The sequence below is a fragment of the Streptomyces sp. NPDC002994 genome, assembly GCF_040611155.1.
In the GTDB taxonomy this organism is placed as follows: Bacteria; Actinomycetota; Actinomycetes; order Streptomycetales; family Streptomycetaceae; genus Streptomyces.
In genome coordinates this window covers 99,139-122,357 of sequence record NZ_JBEXNQ010000002.1, presented here as the reverse complement: position 1 = coordinate 122,357, position 23,219 = coordinate 99,139, and the positions used below count along the sequence as shown (strand labels likewise).

Below are 23,219 nucleotides of genomic sequence, written 5' to 3'. Positions count from 1 at the left end.
GCAGTCCGTCATGACGGACAACTACGGCACGCCCAAGCTGTCGCTCGTACGCGGCCAGGGCGCGAAGGTGTGGGACGCCGACGGCAAGGAGTACACCGACTTCGTCGGAGGCATCGCCGTGAACGCCCTCGGCCACGCGCACCCCGCGATCGTCGAAGCCGTCTCCCGCCAGGTCGCCTCCCTCGGTCATGTCTCGAACCTCTTCATCGCCGAGCCGCCCGTCGCACTCGCCGAGCGGCTGATCCAGATCTCCGGCCGCCCCGGCCGCGTGTTCTTCTCCAACTCCGGCGCCGAGGCCAACGAAGCCGCCTTCAAGATCGGGCGCCTCACCGGCCGTACGCACATGGTCGCCACCGAGGGCGGCTTCCACGGCCGCACCATGGGCGCCCTCGCCCTCACCGGACAGCCCGCCAAGCAGGCACCCTTCCTGCCGCTCCCCGGTGACGTCACGCACGTGCCGTTCGGCGACGTCGAGGCCCTGCGGGCGGCCGTCACCACCGACACCGCACTGCTGATCATTGAGCCCATCCAGGGCGAGATCGGCGTCGTCGTCCCGCCCGAGGACTACCTGAAGGCCGCGCGCGAGATCACCCGCGCCACCGGCACCCTGCTCGTCCTCGACGAGATCCAGACGGGCATCGGGCGCACGGGCCGCTGGTTCGAACACCAGGGGCACGACGGCGTCGACCCCGACATCGTCACCCTCGCCAAGGGACTCGGCGGCGGGCTGCCGATCGGCGCGACGATCGCCTTCGGCGACGCCGCCGACCTGCTCAAGCCCGGCCAGCACGGCACGACCTTCGGCGGGAACCCCGTCGCGTGCGCCGCCGGACTCGCCGTACTGGACACCATCGCGGCAGACGGACTCCTCGACCACGTGAAGCGGATCGGGGAGAAGCTGCGCGACGGAATCGAGTCACTCGGGCACCCGCTTGTCTCCCACGTCCGTGGTGCGGGTCTGCTCCTGGGTATCGTGCTCACCGAGTCCCTTGCTCCGCAGGTGCAGCAGGCGGCTCAGGACGCCGGTCTCCTGGTGAACGCGCCCGCCCCCGATGTCGTACGGCTCATGCCGGCGTTTCTCATCGGAGACGAAGAGGTGGAAGCGTTCCTCCGGGCCCTGCCCGGCGTTCTTGACACCGCACACGGGGACCGACGATCCGGAGAATGACACAGATGACCGAGGCGCAGGCGCAGGACAACGAGCACGGCGGCCAGGCAGTGCCGCAGACCCGCACTGCCAGGCACCGCCGGATCGTGGACATCCTGAACCGGCAGCCGGTGCGCTCGCAGAGCCAGCTCGCCAAGCTCCTCGCCGACGACGGGCTGAGCGTCACCCAGGCGACGCTCTCCCGCGACCTCGACGAACTGGGCGCGGTGAAGATCCGCAACACCGGTGGCGAGCTGATCTACGCCGTGCCGAGCGAGGGCGGTTTCCGCACGCCGCACGCGCCGCTGGGCGAGTCCGCCAAGGAGGAGCGCATGCGGCGCCTCTCCGGGGAGCTGCTGATCTCCGCCGAGGCCTCGGCCAACCTCGTTGTGCTGCGTACGCCGCCGGGCGCCGCCCAGTTCCTGGCCTCGGCCATCGACCAGGCCGAGCTGAACGCGATCCTCGGCACGATCGCGGGCGACGACACGCTGCTCCTGATCAGCCGCGACCCGGCGGGCGGCCAGGCGCTGGCCGACCACCTCCTGCGCCTGGCCCAGAACGACCGTTAGTAGCCCGGGCTGTGCCCTGCCCGAACCGGGGCGCTGCCCCAGACGCCGCTCCTCAAACGCCGGAGGGGCTGGAGGGGTGCGGCAGCATACGCTCCCGCGCACGGAGCAGCCGGTCCGCCGCCACGCGCACATGGCGCGGCTGCCACGCCGCCCGGCGCTCCTGGAGCCACTCCTGCGGCAGGCGGTCGGCGGACGGCAGCAGAGCCCGGGTGACCTCTCGTACGACCGCCGGTGACGGGTCGTCGATCAGCCCGGTGATGCGGTCGGTGGCCACCACGTCGAGCGTGCGCAGCCCCGCGACGGCGTGGGCGCGTACCGGCGGGCTGGGGTGGTTGATCAGCGGCCACAGCACGGCGGCGTCCGCCCGCGTACCGCATTCGCCGAGTCCTGCGGCGGCCGCCGGATGCCTCTCCGGTACGTCGGCGCACATCGCGCGGTACAGCGGGAGCGGGTCGGTGCCGTGCCGGCGCAGCACCCACCGCGCACATGCCCGTACGAGCGTCGACCGGTCGGCGAGGAACGGCGCCGCCTCGCCCGGCCGGTCGAGCCGGTTGAGCGCGGTGACCCCCGCGGACCGCACCCGCGGCTGGCGCGACCCGAGCAGCAGGCCGATGATCTCGCTCTCCCCGTCACCGGCGCCCGGCAGCGCCGCGATCGCCGCCGACGCGCACAGATCCTGGATCACCACATCGCTGTCCTTGGCGGCTGTACGCGCGAGCCGCAGCGCACTGAACAGCCCCCGGTCCAGCGCGATGCCGAGGCCCAGGCGCCGCGTGGCGCGGTCGCCACTGGTGAGGAGAGCCTCAATGGTCTCGTCCGGGGCCCGGAGCAGCGCTTCTTCGACCAGGTCGCGCACCGGGCCGCCATGGCTCCGGCCGGCCACGCGGAGCGCCACAGCGGTGAGGATGGTCAGAGTCTCGGGTGACAGGCCGGGCAGCGCCGCCCGCAACAGGCCCCGTGCCCGCTCCCGTACCGGAGCAGCCCAGTCCGCGCAGCGGACCGCCATCAGGGGGAGCAACGCGGGGGACACGGTCACCGAACGCAGAGCGGCCTCACGGATCCGGCCGTCCGGATGGCACAGCGCGACGCCGAGCGCCCACTCGCCCCTGGTCGCGGCGTGGAGGATCCGAGAGTCCGAGGGGAGCCTGTCGTACCAACTCAGGCCGATCGCACGGACTCCGAGATCCAGGGCCAGCCAGGCCCGCGGGTCATGGATGTCGAGCAGCGTGCCTATGGACTTCTCGTCGCGGTCGAGCCCGGCAATGGCTCTGCGGGCCGTCTCGTCTTCTGCGTTCACCGGCCGATCGTAAGGCTGGACGGCCAAGCGCTACGCCTTGGCCGCCAACGGCCTGCTGTGCTCCCGAACCTGGTCCGGCGTCAGGTACACCGAGGTGTTCTCGAAGTCCTGGAGCGTGCCCGCCCGCCGGGCCTGGAAGTCCGTACGGACGAAGTCGTCGCCGGCGACCGCGTTGAGCGTCCAGTTGGTCATGACCCGGGTCCTGGCGGTCATGGTGGGCAGGGCGAACAGGTGGTAACCGCGGGCCACGGCCTGGGCGGGGAGGCCGTGCAGCTCCATGCCCAGGGGCTTGGAGACCGCGTCCCGGCCGCCGAGGTCCACGACCAGGCCGAGGTCCTTGTGGACGTACGGCTTCAGCGGCATGCCGCGCAGCCGGGCGATGATGTTGTCGGCGAGGACCTTGCCCTGGCGCTGGGCGTGCTGCGCGGTCGGCGGGCACAGCGCGTCGCCGCCCTTCGCGACGTCGGGGACGGCGGCCGCGTCGCCCGCCGCGAACAGGCCGTCGAAGCCGGGGACCGTCAGCTGCGGCGTGGCGGCGAGCCGGCCGCGTACCGTCTCCGCTCCCAGCGTGGCCACCAGCGGGCTCGCGGCGACTCCGGCGGTCCAGATCAGGGTGTGCGACGGCAGCGTACGGCCGTCGGTGAGCTTGACGGCTGTCGCGTCGACGGAGGCGACCGACGTGCCCAGCGAGAACTCGATGCCCCGGTAGCGCAGCATCGCCATGGCCTTCTCGCCCAGCTTCTCGCCCAGTTCGGGCAGTAGCCGCGGGGCCACGTCCACCAGATGCCACTTGATCTGCGTACGGTCCAGATTCGGGTAGCGCCCGACCGCGGCGGAGGTGAGGCGCTGCAGGCAGGCGGCGGTCTCGGTGCCGGCGTAGCCGCCGCCGACCACCACGAACCGCAGCCGCGCCGCGCGCTGTGCGGCGTCGGTCGTGGCGGCGGCGATGTCGAGCTGGGCGATGACGTGGTCGCGCAGATGCGCCGCCTCGGCCAGGGACTTCATGCCGCGCCCGTGGTCGCGCAGGCCCGGGATGTCGAAGGTGCGGGTGGTGCTTCCGGCGGCGAGGACGAGCTGGTCGTACGGCTCGGTCATCACCTCTCCAGTGATCTTCCTGATGACGCACACCTTGGCGTCGGCGTCGATGCCGATGGCGCCGCCGGGACAGATCCGGGTGCGGCGCAGCCGGCGGCGCAGGGACACCGCGACCGACTGGGGGGTGAGGACTCCGGCCGCCACATGCGGCAGCAGCGGGAGGTAGAGCTGGTAGTCGGACGGGGACACCAGTACGAGCTCGGCCTCGCCGGGAGACAGCTTGCGTTCCAGTCGCTGGAGGCACTCGACCCCGGCGAAACCCGCGCCGACCACGAGGATCTTCGGTCGCGTCATGGTGAACACTGCTCCCTACGGTTACCGACAGCTGCTCGTCCTACCTTCGATGCCGGAGCCGGCGGCCGCGCGTCGGCGGGGGCATTCGGGGCCGTCAGCCGCGCCGGCCTGCGCGGACGGCGTCCGCGACGGGGCCCTCCGCCTGCTGGGCGCGGCACAGGAACCGGTAGTGGTCGCTGGTTTCCATCAGCTCCGCATGGCTTCCCGCGGCGACCACCTCGCCCGCGTCGAGCACGACGATCAGATCCGCGGCCCGGATGGTCGAGAACCGGTGAGCGATGACCAGCAGCGCGCATTCCGTGGAGGTCTGCCGGATCGACCGGCGAAGAGCCGCCTCGTTGACGGCGTCCAGGTGGGCGGTCGGCTCGTCGAGCAGCAGCAGGCTGGGCCGGGTGAGGAGGGAGCGGGCGATGGCGATGCGCATGCGCTCGCCGCCCGAGAGCGCCATGCCGTGCTCCCCGGCGTCGGTGTCGAGACCGCGTGGCAGCCGGGACGCCAGCTCCGTCAGCTGGGCCAGCTCCACCACCCGGGCGAGTTCGTCCGCCCCGGCCTCCGGGGCGGCGTACAGCAGGTTCTCCCGCAGGGTGCCGTACAGCACCGGGGCGTGCTGCTCGACGAGGCCGATCCGCGCGCGGTGCTGGGCGCGGCTGAGGGTCCGTACGTCGCCGCCTTCGAACAGGACCAGGCCGTGGTCCGGGTCGTAGAAGCGCTCGGCGAGGGCGAAGACGGTGGATTTGCCGACGCCGGAGCTGCCGATCAGGGCGACATGGCCGCGCTCCGGCACCTGGAAGGAAACGCCGCGCAGCACCGGCCTGCGCGGGTCGTAGCCGAACCACACGTCCCTGAACTCCAGAACCGGAGGGCGGGGGCCGCCCTCCCCCGACGGGGCGGCGCCGCGCAGGGGCGCGGAGTCCGGCTCTTCCGGCAGGTCGAGGATCTCGGTGATCCGCCGCAGCGCGCCCGCGCCCTGCTGCATGGTGCTCACCGCCTGGAAGACCGCGCCGACCGGCCCCACCAGATAGAGCATGTAGAGCAGGAAAGCGGCCAGATCCGCGACCGAACCGCCCTGCCCGGCCACCCGTACGCCGCCGATGAGCAGGACCACCAGGAAGGAGCCGTGGACGGTCAGTTCGATGACCGGTGCGACCACCGCGTCGAGCTTTCCCACCCGTACGCTCGCGGAAAAGGCGGACCTGGCCTCCGCTCCGATGCGCTCGGCCTCCCGCCGTTCGGCCCGGCTGGCCCGTACGGTCCGGATGGCACCCAGAGCCCGCTCCAGCTCCGCGGTCATCGAGCCCGTGGCCTGCTGGGCGACGTGCGAGGCGCGTGCGATCCCGCGCAGCACCGAGATGACGGTCAGCCCACCGAGGACGATCAGCGTGATGACGATGAGGAAGAGGGCCCAGTCGAGCCACACCATCAGGGCGACCACACCGAGCAGGCCGATGGTGCCGGTCACCGCGTCGGTGAAACCTTCGGCTATGAGCAGGCGCAGGGCTGTGCTGTCGGTACCGGCGCGTGAGATCAGGTCCCCTGTCCGGTGCCGGTCGTACGTCCTCATGGGCAGCCGCAGCAGGCGGTCGATGAGGTTGAGGCGGATGCCGAGCACCACGCCTTCGCCGGTGCGCGCGAGGACGTAGCCCGCCACCGCCTGCACCAGTGCCTGGGCGACGAACAGCGTGATCAGCAGACCGACGGATCCCGCGATGCCCGATCCCGCTCCGGACGACTCGATCACTCGCCTGACCACCAGCGGCTGGGCCAGGCCCAGGGCCGAGGCGACCAGCGTGAGCCCCACAGCGCCGGCGATCCACCGCCGGTGCCCACGGAGCACGCGCAGGACCTGGCGCGGTCCGGTCAGGCGGTTCATGTCACGGCTCATGGCACGGTGAAGAAGGCCCGGAAGTAGTCGGGCGGATGGCCCTCACCGACCGGTACGCCCTCGGCCTCCACCCAGGCGTGCGCCGCGAACGGCGGTATCCGCCGCGCCCCCACGCACCAGGTGGGCCACTGCCCGTGCAGGCGGCACAGCATGGCGGTGGCCAGCGACCGGGGCAGGCAGCCCTCGGGCGCCGCGCAGGTGAGGCTGACCGCGACCACCGCGTCCCGGGCCGCCTCGGTCTCGCCGTAACTCGCCGGCCGGGCACCGTTGCTCACCCGGCCGAGCACCGCGCGGATACGTCGTGGGGGGCGGTGGGCCAGCAGCCGGGCAAGGCCCACGACAAGGAGCGCCTGAACCCGGCGCGCCAGGGGCACCGCGCGAGGCTTGTGAGCGACAGCTTGAGGAAGGGGCACCGGAAATCTCCTCTACTGCGGTCTCTGGGGGCTACCGTTCCACCAGCCCGGACGAGCTGAGCGCCTCGATCAGATCCTGCACGTCCTCACGCGCGCTCGCGTCATCGACGTCGCAGGCACCGGTCAGCTGCCGCACCGCATCCTCGGAGGTGCCGCCGGCCATCAGCGTCCGTACGACCTGGGCGCCGGTGGGGTTCAGTTCCCAGTACTCGCCGCTGTCCTCGTCGAGCAGCGCGATCCCGTACTCGGTGTCGGCACAGGAAACGCCCGTACGCAGCTTGAGTGTCATGGCATCGCTCCCGCTTTCGGGTGGGTGGCGGCCCGCTCCCAGGTACGCAGCCAGATTTCGCAGGCCACCGCCTGGTAGAGCGCGTCGTGCAGGTCGTAGGGGTGTTGCCGCAGCGGTCCGGTGCACAGCTTGCGCAGCGCGGCCGCGTCGATCAGGCCGGTCCGGCCCAGGCGGGAGTCCTCGAACAGGGCCAGCAGCTCCGCGCGGTTGCGTCGCAGCGCGGCGTCCAGGTCGCAGGTGCCGCCGGATTTGACCTGCCGGCCGAGGGTCCGGCCGGGAACGACGCCGCGCATCGCCTCCTGGATCAGCGGCTTGTACCCCCATGGGGGGCGCTTCTCCTCGCGCCGCACCGCGAGCGCCGCTTCGAGCACGCGGTCGTCGTAGTAGGGCGCCGAGAGTGTGAGTCCGATCCGGGCGGCGAGCCGGCTGATCTGGCGGACGGGACGGGCCGAGTCACGTATCCCGACCAGGTCGTCATGCAGCCCCCGCGGCCCGAGCGGCCGCGCGTTCGCGGCCTCGCTCCGGATCAGTTCCCGTACGGCGTCGGCCGCGTCCGGGGTGACCCACGGGGCCAGCCGCGGCGTCGGGCCCCAGTCGAGCGCGGGGGCCGTGTCGGGCGGCGGTGGTGTGGTGAGCCGGTCCGCGGCTCCGTTCAGCCACCTGCCGTACGGAGTGCCGTCGCACAGCTGCCTGAGCATCTGGCCGCGCGGCCACCCGTACTTGGCGGCGAACCCGCGCAGTTGGAGCAGGGCCGTCACCGGGCGCCGGCGCAGCAGCGTACGCAGATGTGATGTGGCGCAGCCCAGCGTCTCGTCACCGCCGAAGCCGGTCAGGTGCAGCCGCGATCCGTGATCGGCGGCCCGGTCGGCGATGGTGAGCCACCGGGCGTAGTCCGCTATGCCCCCACAGGGCTCGTCCAGCAGTTCGTCCAGCGGCTCGTTCATGTCCAGCAGCCCGTGATAGATCAGCGGCATCTCGTCGGCCGGGATGATGTGGTGCTCGATGCGGCCGATCGCGGCCGCTGTGAACTGCGCCCACTGCACGTCGTCGTCGAGCGGATCCGGGCTGGCGGCGGTGCACGCGATCACCTGCGGGCCGTCCCGGGCCGCCAGGCAGCACAGCGACGTCGAGTCCAGACCGCTCAGATCGCTGCTGACCAGCTCGCGCCCACCGGTCCGGACCCCCACGGCCGTTGTCAACGCATGCCGGAGCGCTGCGGCGCCTTCGGCCAACGGCAGTTCGGGTTCGGGCGGAAACCACCACCGGACCTGGCGCGACCGCCCGTCGGCGTCGAGCACCAGGTAGCTGTCGGGCGCCACGAAGCCCACGTCCCGCCACACCGGGCCGTACGTGAGCGGATGGAGCACGGGCGGGTCCAGGAGATGAAGGGCGAGCCGCTGCTCGTCCAGGCCCGTCCCGCCGAGCAGGGCCAGTACATCGGCCCGGTCCGACGCGACCGTGGCGCCGTCGATGTCGGCCCGGAACAGCCGCCGGAAGCCGGTGACCGAGCCCTGGGCGCGTACCCGCCCGTCCACCGACGCGATCAGATGGAAGCTTCCCGTGAGCCGGCGTGCCAGGGCGTCGACGTCGGCGACCGTACGCACGTGGGCCGCGGCCTCGGCAAGACGGCCGGCGGTTACGTCGAATTCCCCCAGCACCGCCAGCTTGTTGGCGCCCGCCTGCCCGCAAGCCATGTCGTGTTCGCCCCACCGCCCCATCAGCCAGGGCCGTCCTGAGGGGTGAGGGACAGTCAGCTCCGCACGATCCCGCAGCGCGTTGTCCGTGCCGGCGGCTGACGGGCGGTCGCAGTCCGGAAGTACGACGAACCAGGAAGGAATGGAATCGAGTTCGGAGAATCCCGGCACCACGCACCGCCCTTCCACCCAAGCCGGCGACGGGTGCTCACGCGCCTGCCGCCGGTTTCTCGGATTTCCCGGTTCCTCAGACCTCAGAGGAGGTTGCCCTTGATGAGGATGTCGGGCGGACCTTTGCCCTTCCTGAACGGCTTACCGGTCTCCTTCGCAAAGGAGCCGAGCCGAGTCAGCGTCGGACGCTCGTATGCGCGCATCTCAGTACACCTCCTTTCTTTTCCCGGATCATGCGGGAGCGGCCGGTATCAGCTGACCGCAAAGGACGTACTGGAATGGTTCACGGAATCCGGACGTAGCAGATATCGCCGGCAGTCCGGTCAAGCGGCTTCTCTCCGGCTATGGACCCCTCACACCGGCGAGGACGGTCCAGCCATGTGGAGTTGGGCGCGATGACCCCGTGCACTTCCAGGCTAGACCCTCCTCCCGGGCCGGTCATCCGGAGGAGATACGGCCAGGCGCCCCGGGGCCGCATTGACGAAACATACGGTGGAGTGCATACTTATGCTCATCACCGCATGCATCGTAAGGAGAAACCCGTGACCGAGCGCGTCGTACTCGCCTACTCAGGCGGACTGGACACCTCCGTCGCCATCGGCTGGATCGCCGAGGAGACGGGCGCCGAGGTCATCGCCGTTGCCGTGGACGTCGGCCAGGGCGGCGAGGACCTGGACGTCATCCGCAAGCGCGCGCTCGCCTGCGGTGCTGTCGAAGCCGAGGTCGCGGACGCCAAGGACGAGTTCGCCGAGGAGTACTGCCTCCCCGCGATCAAGGCCAACGCCCTCTACATGGACCGCTACCCGCTGGTCTCCGCCCTCTCGCGGCCGACCATCGTCAAGCACCTGGTCGCCGCCGCCAACAAGCACGGCGCCTCGATCGTCGCCCACGGCTGCACCGGCAAGGGCAACGACCAGGTCCGCTTCGAGGCCGGCATCTCCGCGCTCGGCCCCCACCTGAAGTGCATCGCCCCGGTCCGCGACTACGCGATGACCCGTGACAAGGCGATCGCCTTCTGCGAGGAGAAGAACCTCCCGATCGCGACCACCAAGAAGTCCCCGTACTCCATCGACCAGAACGTCTTCGGGCGCGCCGTCGAGACGGGCTTCCTGGAGGACATCTGGAACGCCCCGATCGAGGACATCTACGAGTACACCGCGAACCCGGCGCTCCCGCGCGAGGCCGACGAGGTCGTCATCTCCTTCAAGGAGGGCGTCCCGGTCGCCATCGACGGCAAGCCCGTCACCGTCCTCCAGGCGATCCAGCAGCTCAACGAGCGGGCGGGCGCGCAGGGCATCGGCCGGATCGACATGGTCGAGGACCGGCTCGTGGGCATCAAGTCCCGTGAGGTGTACGAGGCTCCGGGTGCGATCGCACTGATCACCGCCCACCAGGAGCTGGAGAACGTCACCGTCGAGCGCGAACTGGCCCGCTACAAGCGGCAGGTCGAGCAGCGCTGGGGCGAAATGGTCTACGACGGCCTGTGGTTCTCGCCGCTCAAGCGGGCGCTGGACGGTTTCATCAACGAGGCCAACCAGCACGTCACCGGCGACATCCGGATGACCCTGCACGGCGGCCGCGCCGTCGTCACCGGCCGGAAGTCCGACGAGTCGCTGTACGACTTCAACCTGGCGACGTACGACTCGGGCGACACGTTCGACCAGTCCAAGGCGCAGGGCTTCATCGAGATCTTCGGCCTGTCGTCGAAGATCGCAGCACGGCGTGATCTGCGGGCGTAGCCCGACGTGACCTTGCCCAGTCAGTAGCCTTACAAGCCGCCTTCCCGTCCTCCGCGGCGGGGAGGCGGCCGCACATCCCCACCCTCTGAGGAGCAGTAGCTGTGAGCAGCAACAACGGTGACGTCCGGCTCTGGGGCGGCCGGTTCGCCGACGGACCGGCCGAGGCCCTGGCCAAGCTGTCCGCGTCCGTCCACTTCGACTGGCGTCTCGCGCCGTACGACATCGCCGGTTCCCGCGCCCACGCGCGCGTGCTCCACAAGGCGGGGCTGCTCACCCAGGACGAGCTGGAGCGCATGCACGCCGGTCTCGACCAGCTGGAGGCCGACGTCGCGGACGGCTCGTTCGTCGGCACCATCGCCGACGAGGACGTCCACACCGCCCTGGAACGCGGCCTCCTGGAGCGCCTCGGCGCCGACCTCGGCGGCAAGCTGCGCGCCGGCCGCTCCCGCAACGACCAGGTCGCCACCCTGTTCCGGATGTACCTGCGGGACCACGCCCGCGTCATCGGCGGCCTCGTCGCCGAGTTGCAGGACGCGCTCGTCGGCCTCGCCGAGGCGCACCCGGACGTCGCCATGCCCGGCCGTACGCACCTCCAGCACGCCCAGCCGGTCCTCTTCGCCCACCACGTCCTGGCCCACGTCCAGTCCCTGTCCCGGGACGCTGAGCGGCTGCGCCAGTGGGACGAGCGTACGGCCGTATCGCCGTACGGATCGGGCGCTCTGGCGGGGTCGTCCCTCGGCCTGGACCCGGAGGCGGTCGCCGCCGACCTCGGCTTCGAGCACGGCTCGTCGGGCAACTCCATCGACGGCACGGCGTCGCGCGACTTCGTCGCCGAGTTCGCCTTCATCACCGCGATGATCGGCGTCAATCTCTCCCGGATCGCGGAAGAGATCATCATCTGGAACACGAAGGAGTTCTCCTTCGTCACCCTCCACGACGCCTTCTCCACCGGCTCCTCGATCATGCCGCAGAAGAAGAACCCGGACATCGCCGAGCTCGCGCGCGGCAAGTCCGGCCGCCTCATCGGCAACCTCACCGGCCTGATGGCGACGCTGAAGGCGCTCCCGCTCGCGTACAACCGCGACCTCCAGGAGGACAAGGAGCCGGTCTTCGACTCCTGCGACACGCTCGAAGTCCTGCTGCCCGCCTTCACCGGCATGATGGCCACGCTCACTGTCAACCGCGAGCGCATGGAGGAGCTGGCGCCGGCCGGCTTCTCGCTCGCCACCGACATCGCGGAGTGGCTGGTCCGGCAGGGCGTGCCGTTCCGCGTCGCGCACGAGGTCGCCGGTGAGTGCGTCAAGGAGTGCGAGCTGCACGGCATCGAGCTCGACCAGCTCACCGACGACCAGTTCGCGAAGATCTCCCCGCACCTCACCCCCGAGGTGCGTACGGTCCTGAACGTCGCCGGCGCTCTCGCCTCCCGCAACGGGCGCGGCGGCACCGCGCCTTCGGCGGTCGCGGTCCAGCTCGCCGAGGTGAAGGCCGACTTGGCGACCCAGCACGCCTGGGCCACCGCCAAGAACTGAACCGCGCGGTCCGGTTGAGTACGGTAGTGAGGGACCGTACTCGACCGAACACGCGCGGAGGCCCACGATGCCCTTTGCCCGTCTGGCGACGGCGACCACTGCCACCGCCCACATCGGACTCGGCCTCGCGGCCGTCGGCCGTCCGGGGTACATCACGCCCGACCGGGACCGTGATCTGCCCGCCGGCCGCACCCCCGACGCCCTGCGCGAGCGCACCCACGAACTGCTGGACGCCGCTTACGCGCAGGGCGTGCGCTATTTCGACGTCGCACGCTCGTACGGCCGGGCGGAGGAATTCCTCGCGGAGTGGCTGCGCGCCAGGCCCGACGTGCAGGACGTGGTGATCGGCAGCAAGTGGGGCTACACGTACACCGCCGACTGGCGTACCGACGCAGAGGTCCACGAGGTCAAGGACCACAGCGTGGCGGCCTTCGAACGGCAGTACGCCGAGACCGCCGCCCTGTTGGGCGACCGCCTCGACCTCTACCAGATCCACTCCGTCACGCCCGACAGCCCGGCACTGACCGACCCCGCGCTCCACGCCCGGCTGGCGGAGCTGGCCGCCGACGGCGTCACGGTCGGCATCTCCACGAGCGGCCCCGCCCAGGCGGAGGCCGTCCGGGCGGCGCTCGCCGTCACGGTGGACGGCAAGCCGCTCTTCCGCACGGTCCAGGCGACGTACAACCTGCTGGAGACCTCGGCGGCGGCAGCGCTGGCCGAGGCCCACGACGCGGGCCTGACCGTGATCGTGAAAGAGGCGCTGGCCAACGGCAGGCTCGCCGGGCCCGCCGCACCGCCCGCGCTGCGGGCCGTCGCCGGCGAAACGGAAGCCACCTGCGACGCCGTCGCCATCGCGGCGATCCTCCGGCTGCCGTGGGCGGGTGTCGTCCTGGCGGGAGCGGCGACCGTGCTCCAGCTGGCGTCGAATCTGCACGCCCCGGTGGTCGACCTCGACGAAGGGCATCTGGCCCGGCTGGGGGAGCTGGTGGAGGAGCCGGCGACGTACTGGAAGCACCGCTCGGAGCTGCCATGGAGCTGAGCCGCTCAAAAGTCAAAATGGGACACATTGCCACAATACGCTCATAACTGGTCACTCTCTGTTTCACTGTCGCCGGGCAGCTGATCGGCGCCCTCTTGCACGAAGGAGACAGAAACAGAATGAAGATCACGAGCGGCATCCTGAAGCGCGTCGCCGTCCCGGCTGCCGTCATGGGCATGGCACTGCCCCTGGTCCTTGCCGGGTCGGCCGCCGCCCAGCAGCCGGGTCCCGCCTCCACCGTCACCCGCGCCTTCGGGCAGGTCCAGTACTCCGCGTACAGCGGTGAGGACAACAAGCTCACCGTCACTGCTGAGACGGACGTCAACAACAACACCGTCCTCGTGGTCACGGACCTCGAGGGGATCGACGCCGGTCCGGGCTGTCAGCAGGCGAGCCCCACTGCCGCCGTGTGCGGCCTGGCAAGCTCGGTCACGCGCATCAGCGCCCAGCTGGGCGACGGCACGGACACCGCGTACATCGCGGTGAACATCGCCAGCTCGGTCGACGCCGGCACCGGGGCCGACACCGTGGAGACCTCTGGCGGCAACGACACGATCACCCTCCGGGACGGCGTGGGGGGCAATGACTCCGCCAGCTGCGGCGGGGGAACGGACACGGCCTCCGGCAACATCGGCGACCGTATCTCCACCAACTGTGAGCGCCGGGCCACCTACTAGAACGTAGCGAGCGAGGCGTAAGGCGCTGCGACGCGCACGGGCTCCGGAAGGGGTGCAGGCCGTGCGCGTCGGGAGCTTGCGAGACATTAATGTCTCATTCGGGTTATGGTTGTCTCATGACTGTCGATCGCGAGCAGGTGCTCCGCACCGCGGCCGCCCTCCTCTCCCGCAAGGCGACCGCGACCATGGACGAGGTCGCCAAGTCGGCCGGTATCGGCCGGGCCACCCTGCATCGCCACTTCGCCGGGCGTGAAGCCCTGGTCAAGGCGCTTGAAGAACTCGGCATCCGCGAGTTCGAGGCCGCGCTCGACGCCGCCCGGCTCGACGAAGGACCCGCCGAGGAAGGCCTGCGCCGCCTCGTCGCCGAGATCGAGCCCGCCGCCGGTCTGCTCGCCTTCCTCGTCACCGAGAACCAGCTCTTCGAGGGCGCCCAGGTGCACGAGGGATGGGGCCGTCTGGACGCGCGCGTGTCCGCGCATTTCCGGCGCGGACAGCAGCAGGGCACGTTCAGGATCGACCTCACCCCGGCCTGGCTGACAGAGGCCCTGTACGGGCTCATCGGCACCGGCGCGTGGGCCGTCCAGGACGGCCGGGTCGCGGCCAAGGACTTCCAGTACATGATCGTCGAGTTGCTGCTCGGCGGAGCACGTCGGACCGTGGAGCAATGACCAGTAGCGGCCGGCACCAGATGGCGCGGAACGCCGTCCACCATCCCGGCCGCTGGCTCGCCCTCGGCGTCCTCGTCCTCGCTGTGCTGCTGGTCGCCGTCGACGCGACGGTACTCGGGCTCGCGACGCCGTTCCTCAGCGAGGACCTCCAGCCCTCCGGCACCCAGTTGCTGTGGATCGGTGACGTCTACTCGTTCATCATCGCCGGCCTGCTCGTCTCGATGGGCAGCCTCGGCGACCGCATCGGCCGCAAGAAGCTGCTGCTGACCGGCGCGGTGGCGTTCGGTGCGGTCTCCGTGCTGAACGCCTACGCGACCAGCCCCGAGATGATGATCCTCGCCCGCGCGCTGCTCGGTGTGGCCGGTGCGACGCTGATGCCCTCCACGCTCGCGCTGATCCGCAACATCTTCCACGACGCGGAGGAACGCAGCTTCGCCATCGGCGTCTGGGGCGCCGCGGCCTCGGCGGGCGCGGCCGTCGGCCCGGTCGTCGGCGGCTTCCTCCTCGAAAACTTCTGGTGGGGCTCGGTCTTCCTCATCAACGTGCCCGTGATGGTGATCCTGGTCATCGTCGGCATCAAGCTGCTGCCCGAGTCGAAGGACCCGTCACCGGGTCCGTGGGACCTGCTGAGTGTCGCGCTCTCGCTCGTCGGCATGGTGTGTGTCGTGTACGCCGTCAAGGAGGCGGCCGCGCACGGTTTCCGCTGGGACATCGGACTCACGGCGGTGATCGGTGTGGCGGGGCTCTTCTGGTTCGTACGGCGCCAGCTCACGCTTCCGTCGCCGCTGCTGGACATGCGCCTGTTCCACCACCGCGGGTTCTCCGGCGCGGTCCTCGCCGACCTGCTGACCATCCTGGGCCTGTCGGGCCTGGTCTTCTTCCTCTCGCAGTTCCTGCAACTCGTCCAGGAGCGCTCGCCCCTGGAGTCGGGTCTCATCGAACTGCCCGCCGCGGCCGGCGCGGTGGTCGCAGGTCTGGCGGCCGGCTACGTCGCGCGCAGGCTCTCGGTCCGCACCGCGGTGACCGGCGGTCTGATCGCGCTCGGGCTCGGTCTCTTGACCTGCACCATCGCCACGGCGGACACCGGCGTGCCTATGCTGGTCGCGGCCATGATCGTCGGCGGCATCGGGGCGGGCCTGGCCTTCACCGTGACGGCGGACGTCATCCTGTCCAGCGTCCCCAAGGAACAGGCAGGAGCCGCGTCGGCCGTCTCCGAGACGGCGTACGAACTGGGCGCGGCGCTCGGCATCGCCCTGCTCGGCTCGATCGTGACCGGCATCTACCGCGGTTTCGATGTGCCCGCGGGCACCCCGGCCGAGGTGGCGGACGCGGCGCACGACTCGCTCGGCGGAGCCGTGGAGTCGGCGGCGGCGCTCCCGGCCGACCGGGCCGCCGCGCTGATTTCCGCCGCGCAGGACGCCTTCACCGACGGCTTCCAGGCGGCGGCGTGGGTGGGCTCGGTGGTGCTGTTCGCGACGGCGGTCGCCGCGTGGTTCATGCTCCGGGGCCAGAAGCTGGCGGTGGGCATCGTGGAGGACCTGGACTGAGGGACGGTGTACGTACGACGAAGGGCCGTGCCACCGGTGGGTGGCACGGCCCTTCGTCGTACGTACGAGCCGCCGCCTCAGGCAGCCTTCGCCTTGGTGGCATACATGTCGACGTACTCCTGGCCGGAAAGCCGCATGACCTCGGCCATCACCGAGTCCGTCACGGCGCGCAGCACGTAGCGGTCGCGGTCCATGCCCTCGTAGCGCGAGAACTCCATCGGCTCACCGAAGCGCACCGTCACCTTGCCGGGGCGCGGGAGGCCCGCGCCGCCCGGCTGGAGCTTGTCAGTACCGATCATCGCGAACGGCACCACCGGCGCGCCGGTCATCAGCGTGAGGCGGGCGATGCCCGTACGGCCGCGGTAGAGGCGGCCGTCGGGGGAGCGGGTGCCCTCCGGGTAGATCGAGAAGATCTTGCCCTCTTCGAGGACCCGGCGGCCGGTCATCAGCGCCGCCACACCGCCGCGGCCGCCGTCCCGGTCCACCGGGATCATGCCGCAGCTGGTGAAGAACCAGGCCATCAGCCGGCCCTTGAGCCCCTTGCCGGTGACGTACTCGTCCTTGCCGATGTAGTAGACCTGCCGGTCGCAGCAGATCGGCATGATCATCGAGTCGATGAACGTCAGATGGTTGCCCGCCAGGATGACCGGACCGGTCCCGGGAATGTTCTGGGCGCCCTCCACCTGTGGGCGGAACATCAGGCGCAGGATCGGTCCGAGCACTGCCTTGATGAGCGCGAGACGGGACAACGGTTCCTCCGGTGTCGTGGCCGGGTCGGGCCGGCGACCTGTTCTGGATGAAGTCTGTGCAGGTGAGGACGATACTCGCGGTGTCCGCCCGACCGCACATCGGGTTCATCACTTCGATACGCAGTGTTGACGTGTGTTTCCACTGTGTTCCGTCCACGGTCTCGTCTGCGTAAGACGTAGGCGCCTACGATCGGGCCCTCATTCTTGGCAGGTGCGGGACATGACAGAGGAGCGTTCATGACACAGGGCGGACAGCGAAACCCCGGGCGGCGCACGGTTCTTGGCGCGGCCGTACTCGGGGCGGGCGGAGTCACCCTCGGCCTGCCGGGTACGGCGAGCGCCGCCGGGGACTCGTCGTCGTACCGGGATCTTCCCGTACCGACCGTCGTGGCGCACCGCGGAGCCAGTGGCTACCGCCCCGAACACACGCTCGGCTCGTACCAGCTCGCCCTCGACATGGGCGCGCACGTCATCGAGCAGGACCTCGTCCCCACCAAGGACGGGCACCTCGTCTGCCGCCACGAGAACGACATCACCGGGACCACGGACGTCGCGGCGCACCCCGAGTTCGCGTCCCGCAGGACGACGAAGTCCGTCGACGGCGTCTCCCTCACCGGCTGGTTCACCGAGGACTTCACCCTCGCCGAGCTCAAGACGCTGCGTGCCAAGGAGCGCATCCCCGGCACCCGGCAGGAGAACACCCTCTACGACGGCCGCTGGACGATTCCCACCTTCGAAGAGGTACTGCGCTGGGCCGAGCAGGAGGGACGGGCCCGCGGCCGGCGGGTCTGGCTCCACGTCGAGACCAAGCACCCCACGTACTTCCGCGGCCTCGGCCTCGGCCTCGAAGAGCCGCTCGCCAAGCTGCTGCGCAAGTACGGCCGGCACAAGAAGAACTCCCCGAACTTCCTCCAGTCGTTCGAGCCCAGCAGCATGCAGCGCCTCGCCGAGCTCGTCGCGGCGCCCCGCGTCGTCCTGCTGTCCGGAGCCGGCACCCGCCCCTGGGACTTCGAGGTGGCGGGCGACCCGCGCAAGGTCGCCGACCTGGTCAGGCCCGAGGGCCTGAAGTGGATCGCCGGCTTCGCCCAGGGGCTCGGCCCCACGCTCGACCTGATCATCCCCAAGGACGCGGCGGGCAAGCTCGGCACGCCGACGACGCTGGTACGGGACGCGCACGCGCAGGGCCTGATCCTGCACCCGTACACGATGCGCAACGAGAACACCTTCCTGCCCGCGGACTTCAGGCGCGGCACCGACCCGGCGGCGTACGGAGACGCCTTCGGGGCCTTCCAGGTGTACTTCGAGCAGGGCATCGACGGGATCTTCTCCGACAACCCGGACACGGCGCTGCTGGCGGCGGCGGACTTCACACGCCGTTGACCATGGTGAGGGGGCCGATCTCCACGGACGGGTGACTGTGGCGCCGCGCGGCAACCGCCGACCGCCGGCGCCACGTCCCGCCTGGCATGACCTACCCCGTACCTGCCGCCCCGCCCAGGGCCACCCCGCCCACGTCGTACACCCTGTTCAGTACGCTGCGCCCCCTGCTCGCCGCCGAAGCCGTGGCCGAGGCCGCGGGCGGGGGAGTGGAGCCCGGCGATCTCGAACAGGCCGTATGGCTACGCCTTCTCGAGCTCCTCGACGGGTCCGGCCCGCCGCCCGACCCGGCGGGCTGGCTGCTGCACGCCGTACGGACCGAGGCGAACCTGGCCCGGCGCGCGACGCGCCGCGAACTGCCCTACCCCGCCCCGCCGGCCGCGACGACGGACACCGCCTGCCCGGAACGCGCCGCGCTGAGCGCCGAGCGGCGGCGCGTGCTGCGCGCGGCGGTGCGCAGGCTGCCCGGCAGGTGTCCACGGCTGCTGGACGCGATGCTGTCGCCCACTGATCCCACGTACCGGGAAATCGCAGGGGCGTTGGGAATGTCACAAGGCAGTTTGGGGCCCATGCGTTCCCGTTGCCTGGGATGCCTGCGCAGAATGCTGGCGGCGGAGGTTGCAGCTCCTGGGCAAAGGGGAAAGGAGCGATAAGCAACCGGCGTATCAGGCGAGCGGGAGGCATGCACACATGGGCATGAGCGTGACCATCTCAGCGGCAACGGCGCAGGATGCCGAGCAGATCCTGAAATTGCAGTACCTGTGCTACCAGAGCGAGGCTGAGCTGTACGGCGACTACAGCATCGAGCCGCTCACCCAGAGCCTCGACGACCTGCGTGCCGAACTCGCGCGCGGCCACGCGCTGGTGGCGCGGCTCGGGGACGAGGTGGTCGCGTCGGTGCGCGCGGCGGTCGACGAGGCGGGGACCGCGAGGATCGCCAAGCTCATCGTGCATCCCCGGATGCAGCGGCACGGGCTCGGGGGGCGGCTGCTCGACGCGATAGAGGAGCACTTCGCGGGGGAGCCGGCGGCGAAGCGCTTCCAGCTCTTCACGGGGCACCGGAGCGAGGGAAATCTGCGCCTCTACCGGAGCCACGGTTACGCCCCGGTCGCCACGGAGCAGATCGCCCCTGGCTTCGCGCTGGTAACCCTCCAGAAGGAGACGGTGCCGGCGGAGGCGTACGCGGCGAGCGCGTAGCGGACGGGGGCCCTGCGGGCGGCTCTGCCGCGTGGGGCTCCGCCCCAGACCCCGCTCCTCAAACGCCGGAGGGGCTGGAGGGGTGCGGCAGCATATCCCAGCCCGCGTCTGTGTTGTCTGGGGGCTGGGGGCTTGCCCCAGTTCGGGAAGGGGCGGGGTGGGGGAAAGCCCGCCGCAGGCGCCGTCCTAGCCGCGCCGCCGCCCCGCCTTACGCAACCACACCACACCAGTGACCGGCAGCAGCACCGGGATGAACAGGTAACCCATCCCGAACCCCGACCACACCGTGGCGTCCGGAAACGCCGACGGCTCGATCACCGTCCACGTCCCCACCACCAGCACCCCCACCAGCTCCGCCGCACAGCACACCAGCGCCGCCCGCCGAGCCGCCTCCCCGCCCCGTACCAGCGTGTACGTGATGAACGCGTACACCACCGCGGCCACGCCCGACAGCGAGTACGCCAGCGGAGCCCGGTCGTACTCCGTGGCGATCTGGTAGATCGACCGGGAAACCGCGCCGACCGACATGACGCCGTACAGCCACACCAGCAGCAGCCCCGGCCCCTTCACCAGCCGAGTGGCAGACTCACTCACCGTCAGCCTCCCCAGATGTCGTGAAGCCGGACTTCGAGCACGGCCAGCACGACCGCGCCGGTCGCGACCGTCACCGAACCCCAGCGAGTCCGTTCCGCCAGCGAGAGGAAGCCGGCCGCGGGCACCGCCGCGAGCGCCCCGACGAGGTACGAAACGAAGATCACCGCACCGTCGTGCGGCTTCTCGCCGCGTGCCAGCTGCACGACGCCGACCACCACCTGGGCGAGCGCGAGCACGGTCACCACGGCCATGCCGATGAAGTGCCAGTCCTTGGTGGGCTGGTCGCGGTAGGCGGCGTAACCGCACCACGCGGCGAGTACGAGCGCGGCCACGGAGACCGTGACCGTCAGGGCGTCAAGCATGACGACGAGCGTATTACGGCCGTTTACGTCCGCGACAACGGGTGGGCGTAGGGTCGTTCCCCATGAAGATCCACGCCCAAGCCCTCCTGTTCGACAACGACGGAACGCTCCTCTCCTCCCTGGAGTCGGTGATCCGCTGCTGGACCCGCTGGGCGGCGGAGTACGGCATATCGGCGGAGGAATTCGCGGCCGTAGAGCTGCACGGGCGCCCCGCCGCCGAGATCGCCGCGGATCTGCTGCCCGCGGATCTGGTGCCGGGCGCGGTGGTCCGTATCGAACAGCTCGAGGTCGAGGACGTGACCCGGCCCGGGGGTGCCGTGCTGCTCCCCGGTACCGCCGAACTGCTCGCGAGCCTGCCCGCCGACCGCTGGGCCGTCGTCACCTCCGCCACCCGCAGGCTCGGCGAGGCCCGCCTGGCCGAGGTCGGCATCCGCCCCAAGGTGATGATCGCCGCGGACGACATCACGCGCGGCAAGCCCGACCCTGAGCCCTACCTCCTGGCGGCCCGCAGCCTGGGCGTCGACCCGGCGCGCTGCGTGGTCTTCGAGGACGCTCCCGCCGGGCTCCAGGCCGGCCGCGCGGCCGGCATGAAAACCGTGGCGCTGGCCACAACCCACGACCGCTCGGAGCTGGTCGCGGACATCGTCGTGAACGACCTCTCGGCGGTGTCGGCGCAGGCCACGCACGACGGCTTGGAGATCGTTGTCGCGGACTGACCGCGACCGACAGGGGTCCGCCGGCGAGACAGAAGTGTCCGCTATTCGGACACGGTAGATCGATGCGTACGCACGTCTGGTTTACTCGTCGCATGACCACGACGAGCAGCCGCACCCTTGCGACCGAGGCGACGATGACGCCCGGTGCTCGTTGTATGTGTCGAATGTGCGCCTTCTGAGGGCCCCTGCCTGAGCCTCGCGCCCCGAAGCGAGACCCGACAGCCGCGCCCCGCGTCCACCCGAGTGCGTCCGTACTCGAAGGACCGGGCCCGCCTGCCCCGCGCACGCGTTGCCTCCGGTACCCACCGACCCAGCCGTGCCACGTCCACAAGACGAATGCCCCGTGCCCGGCGGACACCTTCGCCGCGCACTCGACAGTGACGGAAACCCTGTGATCACCACTACGGGCCTCACCAAGGTCTATCCATCGCGTGGCCGCGAAGTCACCGCCCTGGACGGCGTCGACCTGCATGTCCGTGAGGGCGAGGTGTACGGAGTCATCGGCCAGAGCGGCGCCGGGAAGTCCTCCCTCATTCGCTGCGTCAACCTGCTGGAGCGCCCCACCGCCGGCACGGTCACCGTCGACGGCCAGGACCTCACCGCACTCGCCGGCCGAGGCCGCCGCGCAGGCAAGGGGCTGCGCGAGGCGCGCAGCCGCATCGGCATGGTCTTCCAGCACTTCAACCTCCTCTCCTCGCGCACGGTGCAGGACAACGTCGAGCTGCCGCTGGAAATCCTCGGCGTATCCGGGCAGGCACGCTCCCGCAAGGCGCTCGAACTGCTCGACCTCGTCGGCCTCGCCGACAAGGCCAAGGCCTACCCCGCCCAGCTCTCCGGCGGCCAGAAGCAGCGCGTCGGCATCGCCCGCGCCCTGGCCGGCGACCCCAAGGTGCTGCTCTCCGACGAGGCCACCTCGGCGCTCGACCCCGAGACCACCCGCTCGATCCTCCAGCTCCTTCGCGACCTCAACCAGCAGCTCGGCCTGACCGTCCTGCTCATCACGCACGAGATGGACGTCGTCAAGACGATCTGCGACTCGGCCGCGCTGATGAAGAAGGGCCGCATCATCGAGTCCGGCACGGTGAGCGAACTCCTGGCGACGCCGGGATCCGAGCTGGCTCATGAGCTCTTCCCGGTGGGCGGCCAGGCATCGGGCCCCGGCCGCACCGTCATCGACGTCACCTTCCACGGTGAGGCCGCGACGCAGCCGGTGATCTCCCAGCTCTCCCGTACGTACAACATCGACATCTCGATCCTGGGCGCCGCGATGGACACCGTCGGCGGCAACCAGATCGGCCGGATGCGCATCGAGCTGCCCGGACGGTACGAGGAGAACGTCGTCCCGGTCGGCTTCCTGCGCGAGCAGGGGCTTCAGGTCGAAGTCGTCGACGAGGACGTGCCCGTAGAGATCCCCGCCCAGGCCCCCGCGCTGGTCAAGGAAGGTGCCAAGTGAACTGGTCGGAGATGCAGCCGCTGCTGACGCAGGGAACCATCGACACCCTCTACATGGTGCTGTGGTCCACCGTCGTCTCGGTCATCGGCGGCCTGCCGCTCGGCATCCTGCTCGTCCTCACGGACAAGGGCGGGCTGCTCCAGAACGTGGCCGTCAACAAGGTCATCGGCGTGATCGTGAACATCGGCCGGTCGCTGCCGTTCATCATCCTGCTGATCGCACTGATCCCCTTCACGACGCTGGTCGTGGGTACGTTCATCGGCCCCAGCGCGATGATCGTGCCGCTCGCCATAGGCGCCATCCCCTTCTTCGCCCGGCTCGTCGAGACCGCGATCCGCGAGGTCGACCACGGCCTGGTGGAGGCGGTCCAGGCGATGGGCGGCGGCGTACCGACCGTCGTCTTCAAGGTGCTGCTCCCGCAGTCGCTGCCGTCCCTGATCTCCGCCGTCACCACCACCGTGATCGTGCTCGTCGGCTACTCGGCGATGGCGGGCGCGGTCGGCGGCGAAGGCCTCGGCAGCAAGGCGGTCACGTACGGATACCAGCGCTTCGAGACCGAGTTCATGCTGGTCACCGTCGTCGTCCTGATCGCGATCGTGACCGTCGTGCAGCTCATCGGCGACGGCGCGATCCGGCTGCTGGCCCGTCGCGGACGTACCGCCTCCTAGTTCTTCCTCTCCCCAAGAAGCCCGCACTCCTTGTCCGGGCGACCACCACCGCA

The 23,219-nt window shown here is 70.6% G+C and carries 24 protein-coding genes; 14 read left to right on the top strand and 10 right to left on the bottom strand.

Annotation, left to right across the window (positions count from 1 at the left end):
- Positions 1-10 precede the first annotated feature (10 nt).
- Entirely contained in the window at positions 11-1,168 is a 1,158-nt protein-coding gene (locus ABZX79_RS02530) for an acetylornithine transaminase (RefSeq protein ID WP_355251021.1), read from the top strand.
- Positions 1,169-1,173: 5 nt separating this feature from the next.
- Positions 1,174-1,716 (top strand): arginine repressor, encoded by a 543-nt coding sequence (locus ABZX79_RS02525; protein WP_069929634.1) that lies wholly within the window; start codon positions 1,174-1,176, stop codon positions 1,714-1,716.
- A 52-nt stretch (positions 1,717-1,768) separates the two neighbouring features.
- Here ABZX79_RS02525 and ABZX79_RS02520 read toward each other — a convergent pair whose 3' ends face one another.
- The 7 genes from ABZX79_RS02520 to ABZX79_RS02490 all read right to left on the bottom strand — a co-directional run bounded on the left by ABZX79_RS02520 (position 1,769) and on the right by ABZX79_RS02490 (position 9,054).
- On the bottom strand, positions 1,769-3,013 hold the full coding sequence (locus tag ABZX79_RS02520; RefSeq protein WP_355250370.1) for a hypothetical protein: 1,245 nt from the start codon (positions 3,011-3,013) through the stop codon (positions 1,769-1,771).
- A gap of 30 nt (positions 3,014-3,043) precedes the next feature.
- The gene (locus ABZX79_RS02515) at positions 3,044-4,402 is read right to left on the bottom strand and encodes an NAD(P)/FAD-dependent oxidoreductase (RefSeq protein ID WP_355250367.1); all 1,359 of its coding nucleotides are present in this window, start codon (positions 4,400-4,402) and stop codon (positions 3,044-3,046) included.
- 94 nt (positions 4,403-4,496) lie between these two features.
- Positions 4,497-6,272 carry an ABC transporter ATP-binding protein gene (locus ABZX79_RS02510; protein WP_355250364.1) on the bottom strand — a complete coding sequence of 592 codons (1,776 nt, stop codon included), beginning with the start codon at positions 6,270-6,272 and terminating at the stop codon, positions 4,497-4,499.
- An 8-nt stretch (positions 6,273-6,280) separates the two neighbouring features.
- A complete protein-coding gene (locus ABZX79_RS02505; protein WP_355250362.1) occupies positions 6,281-6,697 on the bottom strand; it encodes a lasso peptide biosynthesis B2 protein in 417 nt (138 codons plus the stop codon).
- 31 nt (positions 6,698-6,728) lie between these two features.
- Positions 6,729-6,986 (bottom strand): lasso peptide biosynthesis PqqD family chaperone, encoded by a 258-nt coding sequence (locus tag ABZX79_RS02500; protein ID WP_355250359.1) that lies wholly within the window; start codon positions 6,984-6,986, stop codon positions 6,729-6,731.
- Entirely contained in the window at positions 6,983-8,854 is a 1,872-nt protein-coding gene (locus tag ABZX79_RS02495) for an asparagine synthase-related protein (RefSeq protein ID WP_355250356.1), read from the bottom strand. Before ABZX79_RS02495 ends, ABZX79_RS02500 begins: the two co-directional genes overlap by 4 nt.
- An 80-nt stretch (positions 8,855-8,934) precedes the next feature.
- A complete protein-coding gene (locus tag ABZX79_RS02490) occupies positions 8,935-9,054 on the bottom strand; it encodes a keywimysin-related RiPP (RefSeq protein WP_355250353.1) in 120 nt (39 codons plus the stop codon).
- A gap of 339 nt (positions 9,055-9,393) precedes the next feature.
- Between ABZX79_RS02490 and ABZX79_RS02485 the strand changes: the two genes are divergently transcribed.
- The 6 genes from ABZX79_RS02485 (at position 9,394) to ABZX79_RS02460 (ending at position 16,050) form a co-directional block, all read left to right on the top strand.
- Positions 9,394-10,590 carry an argininosuccinate synthase gene (locus ABZX79_RS02485; protein WP_355250350.1) on the top strand — a complete coding sequence of 399 codons (1,197 nt, stop codon included), beginning with the start codon at positions 9,394-9,396 and terminating at the stop codon, positions 10,588-10,590.
- A 101-nt stretch (positions 10,591-10,691) separates the two neighbouring features.
- Entirely contained in the window at positions 10,692-12,119 is a 1,428-nt protein-coding gene (argH, locus tag ABZX79_RS02480) for an argininosuccinate lyase (protein ID WP_355250347.1), read from the top strand.
- Between the two features lie 67 nt (positions 12,120-12,186).
- The gene (locus ABZX79_RS02475; protein WP_355250344.1) at positions 12,187-13,158 is read left to right on the top strand and encodes an aldo/keto reductase; all 972 of its coding nucleotides are present in this window, start codon (positions 12,187-12,189) and stop codon (positions 13,156-13,158) included.
- Between the two features lie 119 nt (positions 13,159-13,277).
- Entirely contained in the window at positions 13,278-13,835 is a 558-nt protein-coding gene (locus ABZX79_RS02470; RefSeq protein ID WP_355250341.1) for a hypothetical protein, read from the top strand.
- Positions 13,836-13,951: 116 nt separating this feature from the next.
- Entirely contained in the window at positions 13,952-14,503 is a 552-nt protein-coding gene (locus ABZX79_RS02465) for a helix-turn-helix domain-containing protein (protein WP_355250338.1), read from the top strand.
- Complete coding sequence (locus ABZX79_RS02460; RefSeq protein WP_355250335.1) at positions 14,500-16,050, top strand: MFS transporter; 1,551 nt, start codon at positions 14,500-14,502, stop codon at positions 16,048-16,050. Before ABZX79_RS02465 ends, ABZX79_RS02460 begins: the two co-directional genes overlap by 4 nt.
- A gap of 77 nt (positions 16,051-16,127) precedes the next feature.
- Here the strand turns inward: ABZX79_RS02460 and ABZX79_RS02455 are convergent, their stop codons facing one another.
- Positions 16,128-16,799 (bottom strand): lysophospholipid acyltransferase family protein, encoded by a 672-nt coding sequence (locus ABZX79_RS02455; RefSeq protein ID WP_069929641.1) that lies wholly within the window; start codon positions 16,797-16,799, stop codon positions 16,128-16,130.
- 237 nt (positions 16,800-17,036) lie between these two features.
- Between ABZX79_RS02455 and ABZX79_RS02450 the strand changes: the two genes are divergently transcribed.
- From ABZX79_RS02450 to ABZX79_RS02440, 3 genes are all read left to right on the top strand, one after another.
- A complete protein-coding gene (locus ABZX79_RS02450; RefSeq protein WP_355250332.1) occupies positions 17,037-18,179 on the top strand; it encodes a glycerophosphodiester phosphodiesterase in 1,143 nt (380 codons plus the stop codon).
- Between the two features lie 86 nt (positions 18,180-18,265).
- Entirely contained in the window at positions 18,266-18,829 is a 564-nt protein-coding gene (locus tag ABZX79_RS02445; RefSeq protein ID WP_355250329.1) for a sigma-70 family RNA polymerase sigma factor, read from the top strand.
- A gap of 37 nt (positions 18,830-18,866) precedes the next feature.
- Positions 18,867-19,373, top strand: coding sequence for a GNAT family N-acetyltransferase (locus tag ABZX79_RS02440; protein ID WP_355250326.1), 507 nt, complete (start codon positions 18,867-18,869; stop codon positions 19,371-19,373).
- A 186-nt stretch (positions 19,374-19,559) separates the two neighbouring features.
- On the opposite strand, the gene ABZX79_RS02435 is transcribed toward ABZX79_RS02440, so the two are convergent.
- On the bottom strand, positions 19,560-19,901 hold the full coding sequence (locus ABZX79_RS02435) for a hypothetical protein (protein WP_355251017.1): 342 nt from the start codon (positions 19,899-19,901) through the stop codon (positions 19,560-19,562).
- 68 nt (positions 19,902-19,969) lie between these two features.
- On the bottom strand, positions 19,970-20,329 hold the full coding sequence (locus ABZX79_RS02430; RefSeq protein ID WP_355250323.1) for a hypothetical protein: 360 nt from the start codon (positions 20,327-20,329) through the stop codon (positions 19,970-19,972).
- 62 nt (positions 20,330-20,391) lie between these two features.
- Between ABZX79_RS02430 and ABZX79_RS02425 the strand changes: the two genes are divergently transcribed.
- The 3 genes from ABZX79_RS02425 (at position 20,392) to ABZX79_RS02415 (ending at position 23,166) form a co-directional block, all read left to right on the top strand.
- Positions 20,392-21,045 (top strand): HAD family hydrolase, encoded by a 654-nt coding sequence (locus ABZX79_RS02425; RefSeq protein WP_355250320.1) that lies wholly within the window; start codon positions 20,392-20,394, stop codon positions 21,043-21,045.
- 391 nt (positions 21,046-21,436) lie between these two features.
- Entirely contained in the window at positions 21,437-22,498 is a 1,062-nt protein-coding gene (locus tag ABZX79_RS02420; protein ID WP_355250317.1) for an ATP-binding cassette domain-containing protein, read from the top strand.
- Positions 22,495-23,166: a methionine ABC transporter permease gene (locus ABZX79_RS02415; RefSeq protein ID WP_355250314.1), complete on the top strand. Its 672-nt coding sequence runs from the start codon at positions 22,495-22,497 to the stop codon at positions 23,164-23,166. Before ABZX79_RS02420 ends, ABZX79_RS02415 begins: the two co-directional genes overlap by 4 nt.
- The last annotated feature ends 53 nt before the right edge of the window (positions 23,167-23,219 follow it).

Excerpts from the sequence above, each read along its gene's own strand:
- ABZX79_RS02425 (WP_355250320.1), top strand. The coding sequence starts at position 20,392 with ATGAAGATCCACGCCCAAGCCCTCCTGTTCGACAACGACGGAACGCTC.
- ABZX79_RS02450 (WP_355250332.1), top strand. The coding sequence starts at position 17,037 with ATGACACAGGGCGGACAGCGAAACCCCGGGCGGCGCACGGTTCTTGGC.
- ABZX79_RS02470 (WP_355250341.1), top strand. The coding sequence starts at position 13,278 with ATGAAGATCACGAGCGGCATCCTGAAGCGCGTCGCCGTCCCGGCTGCC.
- ABZX79_RS02475 (WP_355250344.1), top strand. The coding sequence starts at position 12,187 with ATGCCCTTTGCCCGTCTGGCGACGGCGACCACTGCCACCGCCCACATC.
- ABZX79_RS02435 (WP_355251017.1), bottom strand. The coding sequence starts at position 19,901 with ATGTCGGTCGGCGCGGTTTCCCGGTCGATCTACCAGATCGCCACGGAG.
- ABZX79_RS02465 (WP_355250338.1), top strand. The coding sequence starts at position 13,952 with ATGACTGTCGATCGCGAGCAGGTGCTCCGCACCGCGGCCGCCCTCCTC.
- ABZX79_RS02490 (WP_355250353.1), bottom strand. The coding sequence starts at position 9,054 with ATGCGCGCATACGAGCGTCCGACGCTGACTCGGCTCGGCTCCTTTGCG.
- ABZX79_RS02440 (WP_355250326.1), top strand. The coding sequence starts at position 18,867 with ATGGGCATGAGCGTGACCATCTCAGCGGCAACGGCGCAGGATGCCGAG.
- ABZX79_RS02515 (WP_355250367.1), bottom strand. The coding sequence starts at position 4,402 with ATGACGCGACCGAAGATCCTCGTGGTCGGCGCGGGTTTCGCCGGGGTC.
- ABZX79_RS02430 (WP_355250323.1), bottom strand. The coding sequence starts at position 20,329 with ATGCTTGACGCCCTGACGGTCACGGTCTCCGTGGCCGCGCTCGTACTC.
- ABZX79_RS02500 (WP_355250359.1), bottom strand. The coding sequence starts at position 6,986 with ATGACACTCAAGCTGCGTACGGGCGTTTCCTGTGCCGACACCGAGTAC.
- ABZX79_RS02510 (WP_355250364.1), bottom strand. The coding sequence starts at position 6,272 with ATGAACCGCCTGACCGGACCGCGCCAGGTCCTGCGCGTGCTCCGTGGG.
- ABZX79_RS02460 (WP_355250335.1), top strand. The coding sequence starts at position 14,500 with ATGACCAGTAGCGGCCGGCACCAGATGGCGCGGAACGCCGTCCACCAT.
- ABZX79_RS02530 (WP_355251021.1), top strand. The coding sequence starts at position 11 with ATGACGGACAACTACGGCACGCCCAAGCTGTCGCTCGTACGCGGCCAG.
- ABZX79_RS02525 (WP_069929634.1), top strand. The coding sequence starts at position 1,174 with ATGACCGAGGCGCAGGCGCAGGACAACGAGCACGGCGGCCAGGCAGTG.
- ABZX79_RS02445 (WP_355250329.1), top strand. The coding sequence starts at position 18,266 with ATGACCTACCCCGTACCTGCCGCCCCGCCCAGGGCCACCCCGCCCACG.